Here is a 15,482-nt window from a genome sequence, read left to right as displayed (position 1 = left end):
CGTTAACCTTGCTTTCAGTGCTGGAATAAAACACCCGAGCCCTTAGCCCGCCCGTTTACATTGAACGCTGCAGCACGATATGAACGTTAACGCCAGAAGCAACGCCTAAAGTTCACACTGTCGCTATCGTGGAGAACGCCTTATGTTCATCGCCATCTACCAATTTTCAGTCAAAACCGGGCACGAACACGCCTTTCGCCAGGCCTGGCTTGAATTGACCCAAGGTATCTATCTGCAGCGCGGCAGCCTGGGCTCGCGCCTGCATCAGGATGTGAGCGGGCAGTTTATCGGCTATGCGCAATGGCCAAGCCGAGTCGCATGGGAAAGCGCCGGTGATATTCAGTTGGATGAACGCTACCGGCAAGCCCGGGAACGAATGCGTGCGACCTTGCTGGCGGATAAAACGCTGTTTGAAATGGAAGTGACGGACGATTACCTGCAAATCAGACCGTTTGACTGAGGACAAGCCCACCTAAGCGGGCTTGGGGTCGCGGGAGCGGGGGCATCAATGATGCAGCATCTCGTCCACGACTTCTTTGGTCTGCAGTTGGAATGGGTAGTAAGTCGGCCAATTATCCATTTCTTTCAGCAACGCTTCCTGCGAGGTGTTGCCCATAAAGATATGGAAATGCGCCGATTTGCGCGGGCCGATAATGTGATCGCTGAACTGCACGAATTTCGGCGCCAGGCTGCCGGCTTCCTGGCATTCGAACAGATAACGCACGCCCTTTTTACCAGAGACATAGGTCAGGATCTTATGCCCGGCGTACTTATACTGACAAGCGCTTGCTTGGTCGCCGCGGTGAAACTCCATGACGCCGTTTTCAATACCGATGGTATCCACATCGGTGGCGTACCCTTTACGGTAATACGCCTTCACTTCTGCGAAGGTCTTGCTCTTATCCTGCGCCGCTTTCTTCTTGAACACCGGATCGAGATCCCCATTGAGCAGGTAAGGGTACACGGATTGCCACACACCCTCCCAATCCGCCAGGTCGCGATCTTTGACGTCCTTATCGTCGAACACGCCCGCCTCGGCCTTTTTTTCCACTTCCGTCAGCGGCTTGCCATGTGAATGATGCCCGTGGGCAAACGCCTGCCCGCTGATAAACAGCGCTGCCAGCGCCACCGCCACTTTGCCAAAATGCCTCGCCAAAATGCGCTCCTTGTCCGTTATTGAGAAAATGAAAAGTTACAATATAACATAACAATTTTCAATCCCTGTCGTACAACAGGCATGTGTTGCACGCCCTTGCCGCAGGGCTATACTCGGAGAAGACGCGCGGTGCTGTGCCGCCTTCTGCCAGGACGGGCGTCGAATTGAGCGCCGTTCGCGCCTTTGCGTACCGGCATTTTTATTTCACTGATTTGCAATGATTAATTATGACTTGAACTATGCTTGTTACAGGGTCTGCCGTTTGAGCAAGACCCGTGAATAATGAGGGTGCGCTGATGACTACTTCAACACATGAAAAGGTTAAGGATGATAAACGTCTGAGCGATGGACCGGACTGGACGTTCGAACTGCTGCAGGTGTATTTGGAGCAGATCGACCGCGTCGCCAAGCATTACCGGCTCGACACCTACCCCCATCAGATCGAGGTGATCACCTCCGAGCAGATGATGGACGCCTATTCGAGCGTCGGCATGCCGATCAACTATACCCATTGGTCCTTCGGCAAGAAGTTCATCGAAACCGAACAGCGCTACAAACAGGGCCAGCAAGGGCTGGCGTATGAAATCGTCATCAACTCCAATCCCTGCATCGCCTACCTGATGGAGGAGAACACCATCACCATGCAGGCGCTGGTGATGGCACACGCCTGCTATGGCCACAACTCGTTCTTCAAGAATAACTATCTGTTCCGCAGCTGGACCGACGCCAGTTCCATCGTCGATTATCTGTTGTTCGCCCGTCACTACATCAGCCAGTGCGAAGAACGCTACGGCGTAGAAGAAGTGGAACGGTTGCTGGACTCCTGCCACGCACTGATGAGCTACGGCGTCGACAGGTACAAACGCCCGCAGAAAATCTCCTTGGTGGAAGAGAAAGCGCGCCAGAAAAGCCGCGAAGAATATCTGCAAAGCCAGGTGAACACGCTGTGGAAGACCCTGCCACGCGTCGAGCGCGAAGAGTCGCCGGAGCAGGCTCGTCGCTATCCAAGCGAACCGCAGGAAAATATCCTCTATTTTATCGAGAAGAACGCACCGCTACTGGAACCTTGGCAGCGTGAGGTGTTACGCATCGTGCGCAAAGTCAGCCAGTATTTCTACCCGCAAAAACAGACTCAGGTGATGAACGAGGGCTGGGCCACCTTCTGGCACTACACCATCCTCAACCATTTGTACGACGAGGGCCGTGTGACCGAGCGGTTTATGCTGGAGTTTTTACACAGCCACACCAACGTGGTGTATCAGCCGCCTTACAACAGCCCGTACTATAACGGCATCAACCCTTATGCACTGGGCTTCGCCATGTTCCAGGACATCAAGCGCATCTGCCAATCACCGACCGAGGAAGACCGCTACTGGTTCCCGGACATCGCCGGAAAAGACTGGTTGGAGACACTGCACTTCGCCATGCGCGACTTCAAGGACGAGAGCTTTATCAGCCAGTTCCTGTCGCCCAAAGTGATGCGCGACTTCCGCTTGTTCACCGTGCTGGACGACGATCGCAACAACTATCTGGAAATTGCCGCGATCCACAACGAGGCCGGCTACCGGGCGATCCGTCAGGAGCTGTCTGCACAATACAACCTGAGCAATCACGAGCCGAACATTCAGATCTGGAACGTGGACCTGCGCGGCGACCGCTCGCTAACATTGCGTTATATCCCACAGGAGCGTGCGCCGTTGGATAAAAGCCGTCGCGACGTGTTGAAGCACCTGCACCGCCTGTGGGGCTTCGACGTGATCCTAGAACAGCAAAACGAAGACGGCAGCGTGGAGCTGCTCGATCGGTGCCCGCCGCGACCAACGCCGCTGTAATCCGCCATAACGACAAAGGGCGCCAAAATGGCGCCCTTTCTTAATTTCATTAATATGCAATCAGCGACGCGCTTCGGTCAGATCGCTCGGCATGGTGCCCTGCATGCTCTGCCAAATCGCCCCGCTGTCTTTACCGTAGTTGCGCACGGTGTCCATCACCTGGTCGTACAGCTTCTCATGGCACAGCGTGGACAGCTTGCTGTAGAAGGTCAGCGCCAGCTTGCGCGCTTCCGGGTTGGAGAAGTAGTAACGGCCCACGCGGGTGTACAGCCCTTTCAGGCCGTTGAAAATCAAGCCGTAGATCGGGTTGCCAGAAGCGAACGCCAAACCACGGAAGATCTCGTAATCGAGCAGATTGAACGCGTCTGCCTGATCTTCTACCTCGGCGGCTTTCGCCAGCACTTCCTGGGCCTGTTCCGGATGATTGCGCACCGCGGCGCGAATAAAGATCGACGCGATATTGGTGCGCACGGACAGCAGGTTATCGATCAGCTGCGGGACGCTTTTGTGATCGAGACGGGCTACGGTCTCAAGGATATTGAGGCCGGACGTTTCCCAGAAATTGTTCACTTTGGTCGGTTTGCCATGCTGAATGGTCAACCAACCATCGCGGGCCAGACGTTGCAACACTTCACGTAACGTAGTGCGCGTGACGCCAATCAACTCCGAAAGCTCACGCTCCGCGGGCAAAATAGAGCCAGGGGGGAAGCGATTATTCCAAATACTCTCAATAATGTACTCTTCCGCGAAACCGGCAGGACTCTGCGCCTTTATGACCATGTGTTTGACGTTCCGTTGCGACGATAAAATCAGTAAAAGTAATCAGCTCATCATACCAGATCGTGCTGACATGACATAGCGTGAGCGAAAAACAATAAACGAAAGTGTGCATAAAGTGGCAAAAAACGCGCAAAAACACCGGCCGAAGGAAATTTGCCGCCGTAAAACAAGCTCCGGTTGCGCACGCCCCCACCGCATTGTTAGGGTACGTGCTACGACTGATTAAGGATGCATAGAGGACAATGGAAACAACCCTGCGCAGCGCCCTGCTCAAAAATTTTCTGGGGCAATCTCCCGACTGGTACAAACTGACCATTCTCATTTTTCTGGCGATCAACCCCCTGGTGTTCTTTTTCGCCAGCCCGTTTATTGCGGGTTGGCTGCTGGTGGTCGAGTTCATCTTTACCCTGGCGATGGCGCTGAAATGCTACCCGCTGCTGCCGGGCGGCCTGCTGGCGCTAGAGGCCGTGGCCATCGGCATGACCAGCCCGGCGCAGGTTTCGCAGGAAATCGAACATAATCTGGAAGTGTTGCTGCTGCTGATCTTTATGGTGGCAGGCATCTACTTTATGAAGCAGCTGCTGCTGTTCGTGTTCACCAAGCTGCTGCTCAACATCCGTTCGAAAACGCTGCTGTCGCTGGCGTTTTGCCTGGCCGCCGCCTTCCTTTCTGCCTTCCTCGACGCGCTGACGGTCGTGGCGGTAGTGATCAGCGTGGCCACCGGTTTCTATTCCATCTATCACAACGTGACGTCAAACCGCCCTGACGGCGACATTGGCGATGACAGTGATTTTACCGGCGAAGAGCGCAAACAGACGCTGGAGCAATTCCGCGCCTTTCTGCGCAGCCTGCTGATGCACGCCGGCGTCGGCACCGCGCTCGGCGGGGTCATGACCATGGTGGGCGAGCCGCAAAACCTGATTATCGCCAAAAACGCGGGCTGGGGTTTTATCGATTTCTTCCTGCGTATGGCGCCGGTCACGCTGCCGGTGTTGGTGTGCGGCCTGCTGGTGTGTTGGCTGGTAGAACGTTTTCGCCTGTTTGGCTACGGCGCGCAATTGCCGGGAGCGGTGCGCGACGTGCTGAAAGAGTATGACCGCAAGGCCAGCGCAGGCCGTAGCAAACAAGAACGGCTTAAATTGGTGATGCAGGCGCTGATCGGCGTTTGGCTGGTGCTGGCGTTGGCCTTCCATCTGGCAGAAGTTGGGCTGATCGGCCTGTCGGTCATCGTTCTCGCCACCTCCCTGTGCGGCGTGAATGACGAGCACGCCATCGGCAAAGCGTTCCAGGAAGCGCTGCCATTCACCGCTCTGCTGACGGTGTTCTTCACCGTGGTCGCAGTGATCATCGAACAGCACCTGTTCAGCCCGGTGATCCAGTTTGTGCTGCGCGCCGAGCCCTCCTCTCAGCTTTCGCTGTTCTACCTGTTCAACGGCCTGCTGTCGTCGGTTTCCGACAACGTGTTCGTCGGCACCGTTTACATCAACGAGGCGCGCACCGCGCTGGAAACCGGCGCGATCGGGCTGAAGCAGTTCGAGCTGCTGGCGGTCGCCATCAATACCGGCACCAACCTGCCCTCGGTCGCCACCCCTAATGGGCAGGCGGCGTTTCTGTTCCTGCTGACGTCGGCATTGGCGCCGCTGGTGCGTCTGTCGTATGGCCGCATGGTCTGGATGGCCCTGCCTTATACGGTGGTGTTGACGGTAGTTGGCCTGCTGTGCGTCCAATTCACTTTGGAGCCGGCGACCGAGCTGTTGACGCAGTGGCATTGGCTGACGCTGCCGCCCATCGACACCGTCAGCCACTGAGACGGCGCCGGCAGGGTGAACCGATATTTTTACGCTGAAACCGGCCCAAGTGGCTGGCAGCGAGGGGGAATTGGTTTACACTGCCGGTTCAATTGCTTACTGCATGGAAGAATCTAGATATGTTGCAATTCTTTAACCGCTGTTCACAAGGACGCGGCGCCTGGCTGCTGATGGCCCTGACAGCGTTGGTGTTGGAACTGGTCGCGCTCTATTTCCAGCACGTTATGCTGCTGCAGCCGTGCGTGATGTGCATTTACGAGCGTTGCGCGCTATTCGGCATCCTCGGCGCCTCGTTGGTAGGCGCTATCGCGCCGAAAACCCCGCTGCGCTACGCGGCGATCTTGCTGTGGATCTACAGCGCCTGGGAAGGCGTACAGCTGGCGTGGAAGCACACCATGATCCAGTTGCATCCTTCGCCATTCAATACCTGCGATTTCTTCGTCAGCTTCCCGTCCTGGCTGCCGCTGGACAAATGGTTGCCGGCGGTGTTCCACGCTTCCGGTGACTGTTCCGTGCGTCAATGGCAGTTCCTGACGCTGGAAATGCCACAATGGCTGGTTGGTATCTTCGGCGCCTATCTGCTGGTGGCGCTGATTGTACTGATCGCACAGTTTGTCCGCCCACGCCGCCGCGATCTGTTCGGCCGCTGAACGGCAGACAAACAAAAAACGGCGCCACCTGGCGCCGTTTTTTTAGGGTATTACTGTCAAATTCAGAGATAACCCCATTTCAGGTATGTGTAAGGAAGTAAACGAGCACGATTAGCGCTCCAGCTACGGCAAACAGACGGACCATTTTCATTGTTATGCTCTCGAACTTGCGGGAGAGCGGCCAAATTACCCAACTTATCGTTTAAAAAGAAGCATCCCGGCTCAGTTCAGCACGTAATTTACATAACATTAAACTTCTGCAATACCGGCGGCTAAAACCGGCCCTTCCTTTCAACCTTCGAGCATCAATAAATTACCGTTACTTATGAACGACTGCGCCTTTGTCACATTCAGAGCACAATATTTTGGTGAAGTTTACCCATAAAATCCTTATAGTATCGGCAACGTGAGTACTACCGATTTCCCTGGTGTTGTTGTGTGTCTTGCCCCTCATCTTTGCAGGGGCTTTTTTCCCCCTATCCCCCATCACGCAACCCCTTATCCGCCTTAAATAAATTGTTGGAATTTCCCTCTATCCGGCACCAAGCATCAACGCCATTCGCGCATTAAAGATTAAAATCGTTCGCGATGCTTTCCCTATGCTGAATGACGTGTTGACTTTCACCCTTTCTTCCTGTGAGCCAGGCTTTGGCTGACTACTGCACATCATATGACATCAAGGACACGATACTATGCCGGATACCACATTGCCCCCTTCGTCTCAGCGCCCGTTCCTGCGGCGCATGCTGCTCAAAGCAGGGAAAAAATTCCTGCGCTGGAACGGCGATTTTCAGACTCGCCATTCGCTGATCTCCACCACACCGCGGATCGGTAATCATGAATTTAATTGGGTCACGGCGCTGGAAGCCCGTTGGCCTGCCATTCGCGAGGAGTTGGATCGGTTGCTGGAGCACCCGGAGGATATCCCCGCGTTCCACCAAATATCACCGGATCAGCAACGCATCTCCAAAGGGGATAATTGGAAAACCTTCGGGCTGTTTGTCTACGGGCAGCGGGTTGATGAGAACTGCGCCATTTGCCCGCAGACCGCACAGGCGGTCAGCGAGATCCCCGGCATGCGCACCGCCATGTTTTCGATCCTTAAGCCGCACTATCACATCGTCCCCCACAAAGGCCCGACTCGTGCCGTGGTGCGCGCGCATTTGGGATTAATCGTGCCAAAGGATCGGGAAAAGCTCTGGATCCGCGTTGACGACCAAATTCTGCACTGGGATGAAGGCAAGGTGATTTTGTTTGATGATTCCTACGAACACGAGGTTCGCAATGATACCGACGAACTGCGCGCTGTGCTGTTTCTCGATATCGACCGGCCAATGGACAAAGTAGGTACGGCGGTGAATAAACTGCTGTTCAGCCTGATCAAAGCCAGCCCGTATGTGAAGCAGCCGCTGAAAAATCTGGCTAACTGGCATCGCCGCGACAAAAAAGCGTGAAATGGCGGCTTATGCCATGAGCCCCACACCCGGTGGTTAGCTCAATAACGCAGAGGGCGGCATGTCTGAACACGCCGCCCTCTTGCATGAAAACGCGTATTGCTCTGCAGGCGCCCGCCTTTATCTGGCCCAGTCCGGCTTGTTGAGGATATGGTCCTGCCAGTCCACCACCTCGCTTTCACGCACCGCGATATGCCGCACCGTAATGCGCTCGCCGTGCATTGCCGCCTTGGAACCGCTCAGCAGCGGATGCCAGGGGAACAGCGGCTTGCCTTCACCGATCAGGCGATAGGCGCAGGTCGGCGGCAACCACTCGAAGGTGGTGGGATTCTCGCGCGTCAATTTGATGCAGTCTTCTTCCAGCTCGAAGCGCCGCTCATAGTTACGGCATTGGCAGGATTTGATGTTGAGCTGGTTGCAGGCTACGTTGGTAAAATAAATCTCGTCGGTATCTTCGTCGATCAGCTTATTCAAACAGCATTGCCCGCACCCGTCGCACAGCGATTCCCACTCTTGTTCTGACATTTCCGCCAGCGTTTTCTGTTGCCAAAAAGCGAGTTGTGACATGTTAGCGTCCGGTTTCGGTAAATGGATAAGTCACCTGCGCACAGGTTCGAGGGGGGACTATATAGACATTTTAGCCACAAGATGCAAGCTTTGCCGCCGACACCGCCGGCGGCAAGGAGAAATCAGATCACCCGGGTGCTGAGCGTTTTGCCGTTCAGGCTGATTTTCAGCATGTCTCCGGAAGCCATCGGGCCCACGCCCTGCGGCGTGCCGGTCAGGATGATGTCGCCGGCGCGCAGCGTGAAGAAACGGCTCATATAGCTGATTAGCGGCAGGATCGGCGTGATCATGTCGCGCGTATTGCCCTGCTGGCGCAGTTGATCGTTGACGGTCAACGACAGCTCGGCGTTTTGCGGATCGCCGAATTCCGCCACCGGAATAAACCCCGACATCGGGCAGGAACCGTCGAAGGCCTTGGCCTTTTCCCACGGCTGGCCGGCTTTTTTAAAGCCCGCCTGCAAATCGCGCAACGTCAGATCGAGCGCCACACCGTAGCCGGCGATCGCCCGCGCAACGCGGTCTTCGTTGGCCTGTTTCAACGGCGTGCCGATCAGTACCGCCAGCTCCACCTCATGATGCACCGCACCGAACTCTTTGGGGATGGCCACCGGCTGACGAATATCGCACAGCGCCGTTTCCGGTTTGATGAATACCACCGGCTCGACGGAAACCGCGCTGCCCATTTCCTTGATGTGATCGGCATAGTTACTGCCGACGCAAACCACCTTGTTCACCGGGAAATCGAGCAGCGAACCCTGCCAGTCTCTATGTTGATACATACCGCTTCTCCCAAACTGTAGAGGCTTGGCGCGCCAAGCCGATTATTGGTGTGCCGGATCAATGTCCGATCGCGTCCGCCATCATACCCACGGCGATAGCGAAATAGTAAGAGCGATTCCAGTGCATGAGGGTGCGGAAATTATCATAGACCAGGAACGTCCGGCCCTGCAGATCATCCGGCGCAATGATCCAACCGCGCTGAACGGCATGCGGCAACGCACTGCCATCCGCACGACGTACCCCGCGTTGTTGCCAGGCGTTGACGCTGCGCGCTTGCGCGTCTTTCAACCCCAGCTCGGCCCGATTGAAACCGGCGGGCAGTTTGACCTCACGCCCCCAGCCGATGCCGGGCTGCCAGCCCTCTTTGGACAAATAACTGGCCGTAGACGCGAAGACATCATCAATGTTGTTCCAGATATCGATGCGCCCGTCACCGTCACCGTCCGCCGCATAGCGCAGGAAAGAGCTCGGCATAAACTGGCATTGCCCCATCGCGCCGGCCCAGGAACCTTTCAGCGGTGTATCGCCGACGTGCCCCTGCTCGACTATCTGCAGTGCCGCCATCAGCTCCTGGCTGAAAAAGGCTTCGCGGCGCCCTTCAAACGCCAGCGTCGCCAGCGCGGACACCACATCTTCCCGCCCCTGAATCTTGCCGTAGGCGCTCTCCATGCCCCACAGCGCGATGATATAGCGCCCCGGCACCCGGTAGCGCTCGCCGGCGCGCGTCCATTGCGCGTGGCGCTGCCGGTACAGTTCGCGCCCCTGGCGCACTTTAACGGGCGTCATCACCCGCCGCAGATAGTCGTCCAGGGTTACCTTCTGCTCCGGCTGATTGCGATCGGCCTTGATCACCCGATCGACGAAATGGATTTGCGCAAAGGCGCGGTCGAGGGTGGCCTGACTGATGCCCTGCTCCCGCGCCCGGCGCTTGAGCTGTTCGACATACGCCGGGAACTGCGCCGGATCCCGGCCGCTCGTCGCCAGCGTCGTCTCCTGCGCCGCCTGCGCTGCGCCCGGCATCAGCACCCCGCCCAACGTCAGCCAGGCGGCCAATACAATTCTTCTTGCCGAAGGTGTCATCGCGCCTCCCCTGGCCGTGGCCACTGTCTCAGGCCTTGTCGCCCGCCAGATGCTGGTTGAGCAGGTTTTCTACCGGCGGCGGGAACTGCAGGTAATAGCCTTCGTCTTTCAACGCCTGCTTCACCTTTTCGATATCCGCCGAGGCCAATTTCTTGCGCTCATCGAGCGACAGCATCATGGCGAATTGCGGTACACCGAAACTTTTCAGCAGCGCTTCCGGCACACGAGAGAAATCGTCTTTTTTTTCGACATAAAGATAAGTTTGATCGCGTTTCGGGCTTCTATAGATCACACAAAGCATTTTTTTAACTCTATTTAATTGAGGGAGCGTCTTGCCTGGATATAACTCTGACTATAACATGCTTATAGTACATCGGAATATCGCACCCCGAGTGGTATTCCGGGGATTTAAAGTTGCTGAGACTGAGTCAGGATAGATGTCACAATCGCCAATTGAGCTAAAAGGCAGCAGTTTTACCCTATCGGTTGTTCATTTGCATAATTCACAGCCCGAGGTAATACGTCAGGCGTTACAGGAAAAAGTTGAGCAAGCGCCCGCTTTTCTGAAAAACGCCCCTGTTGTTATCAACGTCGCAACGCTGGAAGGCGATGCGAACTGGAAAGAACTTCAACAGGCTGTCGCGGCAGCAGGCCTGCGCGTTGTGGGTATCAGCGGTTGCAGAGATGAGCGTCAAAAGCGCGCGATAGCCCGTGCCGGGCTGCCGCTGCTGAGCGAAGGCAAAGGCCAGAAGATGGCTGCGCCGGAGCCTGCACCTGCGCCCGTGGTGGCGGATAACGCCCCCGCCAAAACGCGCATCATCAGTACGCCTGTCCGTTCCGGCCAACAGATTTACGCCCGCAACTGCGATCTTATCGTGACCAGCAGCGTCAGCGCCGGCGCCGAATTGATTGCCGATGGCAATATTCATGTCTACGGCATGATGCGCGGTCGCGCACTGGCAGGCGCGTCAGGCGACACGCAATGTCAGATTTTTTGCACCCACCTGGCGGCTGAGCTAGTCTCTATCGCAGGGCAGTACTGGTTGAGCGACCAAATCCCGTCCGATTACGTCGGGCAGGCCGTACGACTCAGCCTGTTGGATAACGCTTTAACCATACAACCTTTAAATTAAGCCCTTTTGACAAGGAATCCATTTCATGGCACGCATTATTGTTGTTACATCGGGTAAAGGGGGCGTTGGCAAGACCACTTCGAGCGCGGCCATCGCTACCGGCCTGGCCCAGAAAGGCAAGAAAACCGTCGTGATCGATTTCGATATCGGCCTGCGTAATCTTGACCTGATTATGGGCTGCGAACGTCGGGTAGTGTATGATTTCGTGAACGTGATTCAGGGCGATGCCACGCTGAATCAGGCGTTGATCAAAGACAAACGCACTGAAAACCTCTATATCCTGCCGGCTTCGCAGACGCGCGACAAAGACGCGTTGACCCGCGAAGGCGTTGAAAAAATCCTCAACGATCTCGGCGAGATGGATTTTGACTTCGTGGTGTGCGATTCACCGGCCGGTATCGAAACCGGTGCGCTGATGGCGCTGTATTTCGCCGACGAAGCTATCATCACCACCAACCCGGAAGTGTCTTCGGTACGCGACTCTGACCGTATCCTGGGTATCCTCTCTTCCAAGTCACGCCGCGCCGAGAAAGGCGAATCGCCAATCAAGGAACACCTGCTGCTGACCCGTTACAACCCGGGCCGCGTCAGCCGTGGCGACATGCTGAGCATGGAAGACGTGCTTGAAATTCTGCGCATTCCGCTGGTGGGTGTGATCCCGGAAGACCAGTCCGTGCTGCGCGCTTCCAACCAGGGTGAGCCTGTCATTCTGGATGCCGAGTCAGACGCCGGTAAGGCGTACGACGATACCGTTTGCCGCTTGTTGGGGGAAGAACGCCCATTCCGCTTCATTGAAGAAGAGAAGAAGGGTTTCCTGAAACGCCTTTTTGGGGGATAAACCATGGCCTTATTAGACTTCTTTCTGTCCCGCAAAAAACAGACAGCCAATATAGCCAAGGAACGGCTGCAGATTATCGTCGCAGAGCGTCGTCGCGGGGACAGTGAGCCCCCGTATCTGCCTGATCTGAAACGCGATATTCTGGCGGTTATTTGCAAATACATTCAGATCGATCCTGAAATGCTGCATGTGCAGTTCGAGCAGAAAGGGGACGATATTTCGGTACTTGAACTTAACGTGACATTACCGGAATCGGAAGAAGCAGCTAAATGATTGCGACGCATTAATTACCCCCTGTATATTTTATGCAGGGGGTAACTGTATGTGTATCCAGTTATTAAGCATTATCGGCAGCAAAAAATTGATTTTTCCCTTTGGGACAATTCCCAATTAACTTTGCCGCCACCTCGTTTAAAGTAAATTCTGGCCAGATTTACCTTCAACGCATTATTTCCTGCCTATATTCACCCGAGCAGAGTTTCCCTACCCTGCCCTGGTGATAACCAGCGATTAATAATCTTTCAGGATGTCCTGCAACGGCGCCATTAATAAATCGCCGCGCCAGCCGCTGATTAATTCAGGGCGACTCTCGCCGTCCTTCAGTTTCCAATGCCAGTTCAACAATTGGTTAATTTGGCGACGGGATGCGAGCAGCTCGCTGCTCAACCCGCTTTGCTCGCTGACGGTAGCGATAGCGGCCTTGATGTCCTTAAACACCTTCTTGTAGCCCGGCTGATCGATAAGGTTAGCCAATGGCGCGGGCAACTCGGACTCCTCCAGCGCTTCGGCTTCGGCCACCAGCGCCAGCAGCGTTTTGCCGTGATAACGGATCTCCGGCCCGCTCAGCCCCAGAGAATCCAGTTCTCCGAGCGAAGACGGCATATAGCGCGCCACCTGCCATAGGTTCTCCTCACGCACCACGAAGTTCACCGCCAGATCGCGCTCGCGCGCCTGGCGCAACCGCCATTCTGCCAACTTCTGCAAACAGCCGAGCTGACGCGGGCGCAGCTGCCAGGCATTGCTGATTTCGCGATAGGCCACTTCCGGCGCCAGCGTCTCGCTACGGCGTTGGCACAGCAGCAGGCACTCGTTATGGGCCGCAGCAGTCCAGCCGGCCTCTTCGGTCTCCTGCACCAACTGTTTGGCCATCGGCAGCAGGTAGAACACGTCGGCGGCCGCATACACGCACTGTCTTTCGGTCAGCGGGCGCGCCAGCCAGTCGGTGCGCGACTCGCTCTTGTCCAGTTCAACCTTCATGTACTCCGCCACCAGCGTCGCAAAACCGCAGGAGAGCGGCCGACCGGTAAAGGCCGCCAGGATCTGGGTATCGATCATCGGCGTCGGCAGCGTTTTAAAGGCGTTGAGAAACACTTCAAGATCTTCACTGCCGGCATGCAGGAACTTCACCACGGCGGTGTCGGCCAGCAGGTCGACAAACGGCTGCCATTGCTTGATCGGCAGAGGATCGATGAGGGAGAGTTGTTCACCGTCGTAGAGCTGGATCAGGCCCAGCTGAGGATAGTAGGTGCGCGTTCTGACAAACTCGGTGTCCAGCGCAATCTGGGCATGCTTTCTCGCCTGCTCGCAGACCTGCTGCAATCCGGCATCGGTAGTGATCAACTGATAATTCAAAACATCATTCTCTTGTAGGATTCAAACACAACAACGCCGGCATTCACCGGCGTTGTTGATAGTCAGACGCGAAAGCGACACCTAGGCGGCATCGGCCGGCTTCGGCGTTTTTAGCTCATCGCGCAGTTCTCGCCGCAAAATCTTGCCGACGTTCGACTTCGGCAGTTCATCGCGGAACTCAACAATTTTAGGCACTTTATACCCGGTCAGGTGGCGACGGCAATGGGTCAACAGCTCTTCCTTGGTCAGCGAGGCGTCTTTCTTCACCACGCAGATCTTCACCGTTTCACCGGAGGCCTCGCTGGGCACGCCGATTGCCGCACATTCCAGCACTTTCGGGTGCTGGCTGACCACATCTTCAATCTCGTTCGGATACACGTTGAAACCCGAGACCAGGATCATGTCTTTCTTGCGGTCGACGATGCGCACAAATCCCTGATCGTCCACGGTCACCACATCGCCGGTCGCCAGCCAGCCATCTTTAAGCACTTCATCGGTGGCTTCCGGGCGCTGCCAATAGCCTAACATAACTTGCGGCCCTTTGACCCACAGTTCGCCCGGTTCGCCCGGCGGCACGTCATGGCCGTTGTCGTCCACCAACCGAATGTCCGTCGACGGCACCGGCAGGCCGATGCTGCCGCTGTAGTGTTTCAGATCGTAAGGGTTACCGGCCACCAGCGGCGCGCACTCGGTCAGACCATAGCCTTCCAGCAGGTGTTTACCGGTGGTTTTCTCCCACTTCTCGGCCACCGCTTTTTGCACCGACATACCGCCGCCGACCGAGAAACGCAGCGTAGAGAAATCGAGTTTGTGGAACTCTTCGTTGTTCAGCAACGCGTTGAACAGCGTATTCACCCCGCTCATGGCGGTGAACGGATATTTACCCAGCTCCTTCACCAGACCCGGAATGTCACGCGGGTTGGTGATCAGCAAATTACGCCCGCCCAGATCGATAAACAGCAGGCAGTTCACCGTCAGCGCGAAAATGTGATACAGCGGCAGCGCCGTCACCACCAGCTCCTGCCCTTCACGGAACAGCGGCGAATAGGCGGCCTTGGCCTGCTCAAGGTTGGCCTGCATGTTACGGTGCGTCAGCATCGCGCCCTTCGCCACGCCGGTGGTGCCGCCGGTGTATTGCAGGAAAGCCAAATCGCTATTAATGATGTCCGGTTTTACATATTGCAGACGGCGGCCGCGCTGCAGCGCGCTGCGGAAGGAAATGGCGTCCGGCAGGTTGTATTTGGGCACCAGGCGCTTGACGTATTTGACCACGAAGTTGACCAGCGTGCCTTTGGCGGCCGAAAGCTGGTCGCCCATGCGCGTCAGGATCACGTGTTTGACCTGGGTGTTGAACACCACTTTTTCCAGCGTATGGGCAAAGTTGGAAACGATAACGATGGCGCTGGCCCCGCTATCGTTCAACTGGTGCTCCAGCTCGCGCGGGGTATACAACGGGTTGACGTTGACCACCACCATGCCGGCACGCAGAATGCCGAACAGAGCGATGGGGTATTGCAACAGGTTAGGCATCATCAGCGCGACACGGTCGCCTTTCTTCAGACCCAGTTCATTTTGCAGGTAAGCCGCGAAAGCCCGGCTGCGTTCTTCCAGTTTGCGGAAGGTCATCACCTCGCCCATGTTGATAAAGGCGGGCTGATCGGCATAACGCTGCACGGCATGCTCAAACATTTCGATCAACGACGAATAGCGATCGGCATCAATCTCTGCGGGCACATCTGCCGGATACCGTTTTAACCAGACCTTATCCAAGG

The 15,482-nt window shown here is 56.1% G+C and carries 16 protein-coding genes; 8 read left to right on the top strand and 8 right to left on the bottom strand.

Translation table 11 applies throughout. The features are described 5' to 3' along the window. Positions 1-142 precede the first annotated feature (142 nt). The gene (locus tag ACJ8HA_RS04125; RefSeq protein ID WP_164067298.1) at positions 143-460 is read left to right on the top strand and encodes an antibiotic biosynthesis monooxygenase family protein; all 318 of its coding nucleotides are present in this window, start codon (positions 143-145) and stop codon (positions 458-460) included. A gap of 45 nt (positions 461-505) precedes the next feature. Here ACJ8HA_RS04125 and zinT read toward each other — a convergent pair whose 3' ends face one another. Next, positions 506-1,156, bottom strand: coding sequence for a metal-binding protein ZinT (gene zinT / locus ACJ8HA_RS04120; protein ID WP_025303105.1), 651 nt, complete (start codon positions 1,154-1,156; stop codon positions 506-508). A 296-nt stretch (positions 1,157-1,452) separates the two neighbouring features. Here zinT and ACJ8HA_RS04115 point away from each other — a divergent pair, with 296 nt between their 5' ends. Then, on the top strand, positions 1,453-2,988 hold the full coding sequence (locus ACJ8HA_RS04115; RefSeq protein ID WP_025303106.1) for a SpoVR family protein: 1,536 nt from the start codon (positions 1,453-1,455) through the stop codon (positions 2,986-2,988). A gap of 60 nt (positions 2,989-3,048) precedes the next feature. Here the strand turns inward: ACJ8HA_RS04115 and fadR are convergent, their stop codons facing one another. Continuing rightward, positions 3,049-3,768 carry a fatty acid metabolism transcriptional regulator FadR gene (gene fadR / locus ACJ8HA_RS04110; protein ID WP_025303107.1) on the bottom strand — a complete coding sequence of 240 codons (720 nt, stop codon included), beginning with the start codon at positions 3,766-3,768 and terminating at the stop codon, positions 3,049-3,051. Positions 3,769-4,010: 242 nt separating this feature from the next. Here fadR and nhaB point away from each other — a divergent pair, with 242 nt between their 5' ends. The 3 genes from nhaB (at position 4,011) to ACJ8HA_RS04095 (ending at position 7,680) form a co-directional block, all read left to right on the top strand. Next, the gene (gene nhaB, locus ACJ8HA_RS04105) at positions 4,011-5,576 is read left to right on the top strand and encodes a sodium/proton antiporter NhaB (protein WP_025303108.1); all 1,566 of its coding nucleotides are present in this window, start codon (positions 4,011-4,013) and stop codon (positions 5,574-5,576) included. Positions 5,577-5,695: 119 nt separating this feature from the next. Further along, a complete protein-coding gene (gene dsbB, locus ACJ8HA_RS04100; RefSeq protein ID WP_004932277.1) occupies positions 5,696-6,226 on the top strand; it encodes a disulfide bond formation protein DsbB in 531 nt (176 codons plus the stop codon). 692 nt (positions 6,227-6,918) lie between these two features. Continuing rightward, positions 6,919-7,680 carry an aspartyl/asparaginyl beta-hydroxylase domain-containing protein gene (locus ACJ8HA_RS04095; RefSeq protein ID WP_043143013.1) on the top strand — a complete coding sequence of 254 codons (762 nt, stop codon included), beginning with the start codon at positions 6,919-6,921 and terminating at the stop codon, positions 7,678-7,680. A gap of 120 nt (positions 7,681-7,800) precedes the next feature. Here ACJ8HA_RS04095 and ACJ8HA_RS04090 read toward each other — a convergent pair whose 3' ends face one another. The 4 genes from ACJ8HA_RS04090 to ACJ8HA_RS04075 form a co-directional block, all read right to left on the bottom strand. Beyond that, complete coding sequence (locus tag ACJ8HA_RS04090) at positions 7,801-8,247, bottom strand: YcgN family cysteine cluster protein (RefSeq protein WP_442515212.1); 447 nt, start codon at positions 8,245-8,247, stop codon at positions 7,801-7,803. Between the two features lie 122 nt (positions 8,248-8,369). Continuing rightward, positions 8,370-9,026 (bottom strand): fumarylacetoacetate hydrolase family protein, encoded by a 657-nt coding sequence (locus tag ACJ8HA_RS04085; protein WP_004932286.1) that lies wholly within the window; start codon positions 9,024-9,026, stop codon positions 8,370-8,372. 58 nt (positions 9,027-9,084) lie between these two features. Then, positions 9,085-10,047, bottom strand: a complete 963-nt coding sequence (locus ACJ8HA_RS04080; RefSeq protein ID WP_225735592.1) for a lytic murein transglycosylase — start codon at positions 10,045-10,047, stop codon at positions 9,085-9,087. Between the two features lie 88 nt (positions 10,048-10,135). Continuing rightward, complete coding sequence (locus ACJ8HA_RS04075) at positions 10,136-10,408, bottom strand: YcgL domain-containing protein (RefSeq protein ID WP_025303112.1); 273 nt, start codon at positions 10,406-10,408, stop codon at positions 10,136-10,138. A 136-nt stretch (positions 10,409-10,544) separates the two neighbouring features. Here ACJ8HA_RS04075 and minC point away from each other — a divergent pair, with 136 nt between their 5' ends. Genes minC through minE form a run of 3 tightly spaced genes read left to right on the top strand, consistent with a single transcriptional unit; the run spans position 10,545 to position 12,351 of the window. After that, positions 10,545-11,240 (top strand): septum site-determining protein MinC, encoded by a 696-nt coding sequence (gene minC / locus ACJ8HA_RS04070; protein ID WP_025303113.1) that lies wholly within the window; start codon positions 10,545-10,547, stop codon positions 11,238-11,240. Positions 11,241-11,265: 25 nt separating this feature from the next. Next, complete coding sequence (gene minD / locus ACJ8HA_RS04065; protein WP_016927452.1) at positions 11,266-12,078, top strand: septum site-determining protein MinD; 813 nt, start codon at positions 11,266-11,268, stop codon at positions 12,076-12,078. A 3-nt stretch (positions 12,079-12,081) separates the two neighbouring features. Then, on the top strand, positions 12,082-12,351 hold the full coding sequence (minE, locus tag ACJ8HA_RS04060; protein WP_004932303.1) for a cell division topological specificity factor MinE: 270 nt from the start codon (positions 12,082-12,084) through the stop codon (positions 12,349-12,351). Positions 12,352-12,588: 237 nt separating this feature from the next. Here the strand turns inward: minE and rnd are convergent, their stop codons facing one another. Further along, complete coding sequence (rnd, locus tag ACJ8HA_RS04055) at positions 12,589-13,710, bottom strand: ribonuclease D (protein ID WP_025303114.1); 1,122 nt, start codon at positions 13,708-13,710, stop codon at positions 12,589-12,591. An 81-nt stretch (positions 13,711-13,791) separates the two neighbouring features. Further along, on the bottom strand, positions 13,792-15,480 hold the full coding sequence (gene fadD, locus ACJ8HA_RS04050) for a long-chain-fatty-acid--CoA ligase FadD (RefSeq protein WP_025303115.1): 1,689 nt from the start codon (positions 15,478-15,480) through the stop codon (positions 13,792-13,794). Between the last annotated feature and the right edge of the window lie 2 nt (positions 15,481-15,482).

This window comes from Serratia sp. CY33802 (genome assembly GCF_052169095.1).
GTDB lineage: Bacteria > Pseudomonadota > Gammaproteobacteria > Enterobacterales > Enterobacteriaceae > Serratia > Serratia bockelmannii.
The sequence above is the reverse complement of the archived record's forward strand: the minus strand, read 5'-3'. Positions and strand labels throughout refer to the sequence as shown.

What these genes read in the sequence shown, in the direction of transcription:
- ACJ8HA_RS04125 (WP_164067298.1), top strand. Translation starts at nt 143, where the DNA reads ATGTTCATCGCCATCTACCAATTTTCAGTCAAAACCGGGCACGAACAC.
- ACJ8HA_RS04115 (WP_025303106.1), top strand. Translation starts at nt 1,453, where the DNA reads ATGACTACTTCAACACATGAAAAGGTTAAGGATGATAAACGTCTGAGC.
- fadR (WP_025303107.1), bottom strand. Translation starts at nt 3,768, where the DNA reads ATGGTCATAAAGGCGCAGAGTCCTGCCGGTTTCGCGGAAGAGTACATT.
- nhaB (WP_025303108.1), top strand. Translation starts at nt 4,011, where the DNA reads ATGGAAACAACCCTGCGCAGCGCCCTGCTCAAAAATTTTCTGGGGCAA.
- dsbB (WP_004932277.1), top strand. Translation starts at nt 5,696, where the DNA reads ATGTTGCAATTCTTTAACCGCTGTTCACAAGGACGCGGCGCCTGGCTG.
- ACJ8HA_RS04095 (WP_043143013.1), top strand. Translation starts at nt 6,919, where the DNA reads ATGCCGGATACCACATTGCCCCCTTCGTCTCAGCGCCCGTTCCTGCGG.
- ACJ8HA_RS04090 (WP_442515212.1), bottom strand. Translation starts at nt 8,247, where the DNA reads ATGTCACAACTCGCTTTTTGGCAACAGAAAACGCTGGCGGAAATGTCA.
- ACJ8HA_RS04085 (WP_004932286.1), bottom strand. Translation starts at nt 9,026, where the DNA reads ATGTATCAACATAGAGACTGGCAGGGTTCGCTGCTCGATTTCCCGGTG.
- ACJ8HA_RS04080 (WP_225735592.1), bottom strand. Translation starts at nt 10,047, where the DNA reads ATGCCGGGCGCAGCGCAGGCGGCGCAGGAGACGACGCTGGCGACGAGC.
- ACJ8HA_RS04075 (WP_025303112.1), bottom strand. Translation starts at nt 10,408, where the DNA reads ATGCTTTGTGTGATCTATAGAAGCCCGAAACGCGATCAAACTTATCTT.
- minC (WP_025303113.1), top strand. Translation starts at nt 10,545, where the DNA reads ATGTCACAATCGCCAATTGAGCTAAAAGGCAGCAGTTTTACCCTATCG.
- minD (WP_016927452.1), top strand. Translation starts at nt 11,266, where the DNA reads ATGGCACGCATTATTGTTGTTACATCGGGTAAAGGGGGCGTTGGCAAG.
- minE (WP_004932303.1), top strand. Translation starts at nt 12,082, where the DNA reads ATGGCCTTATTAGACTTCTTTCTGTCCCGCAAAAAACAGACAGCCAAT.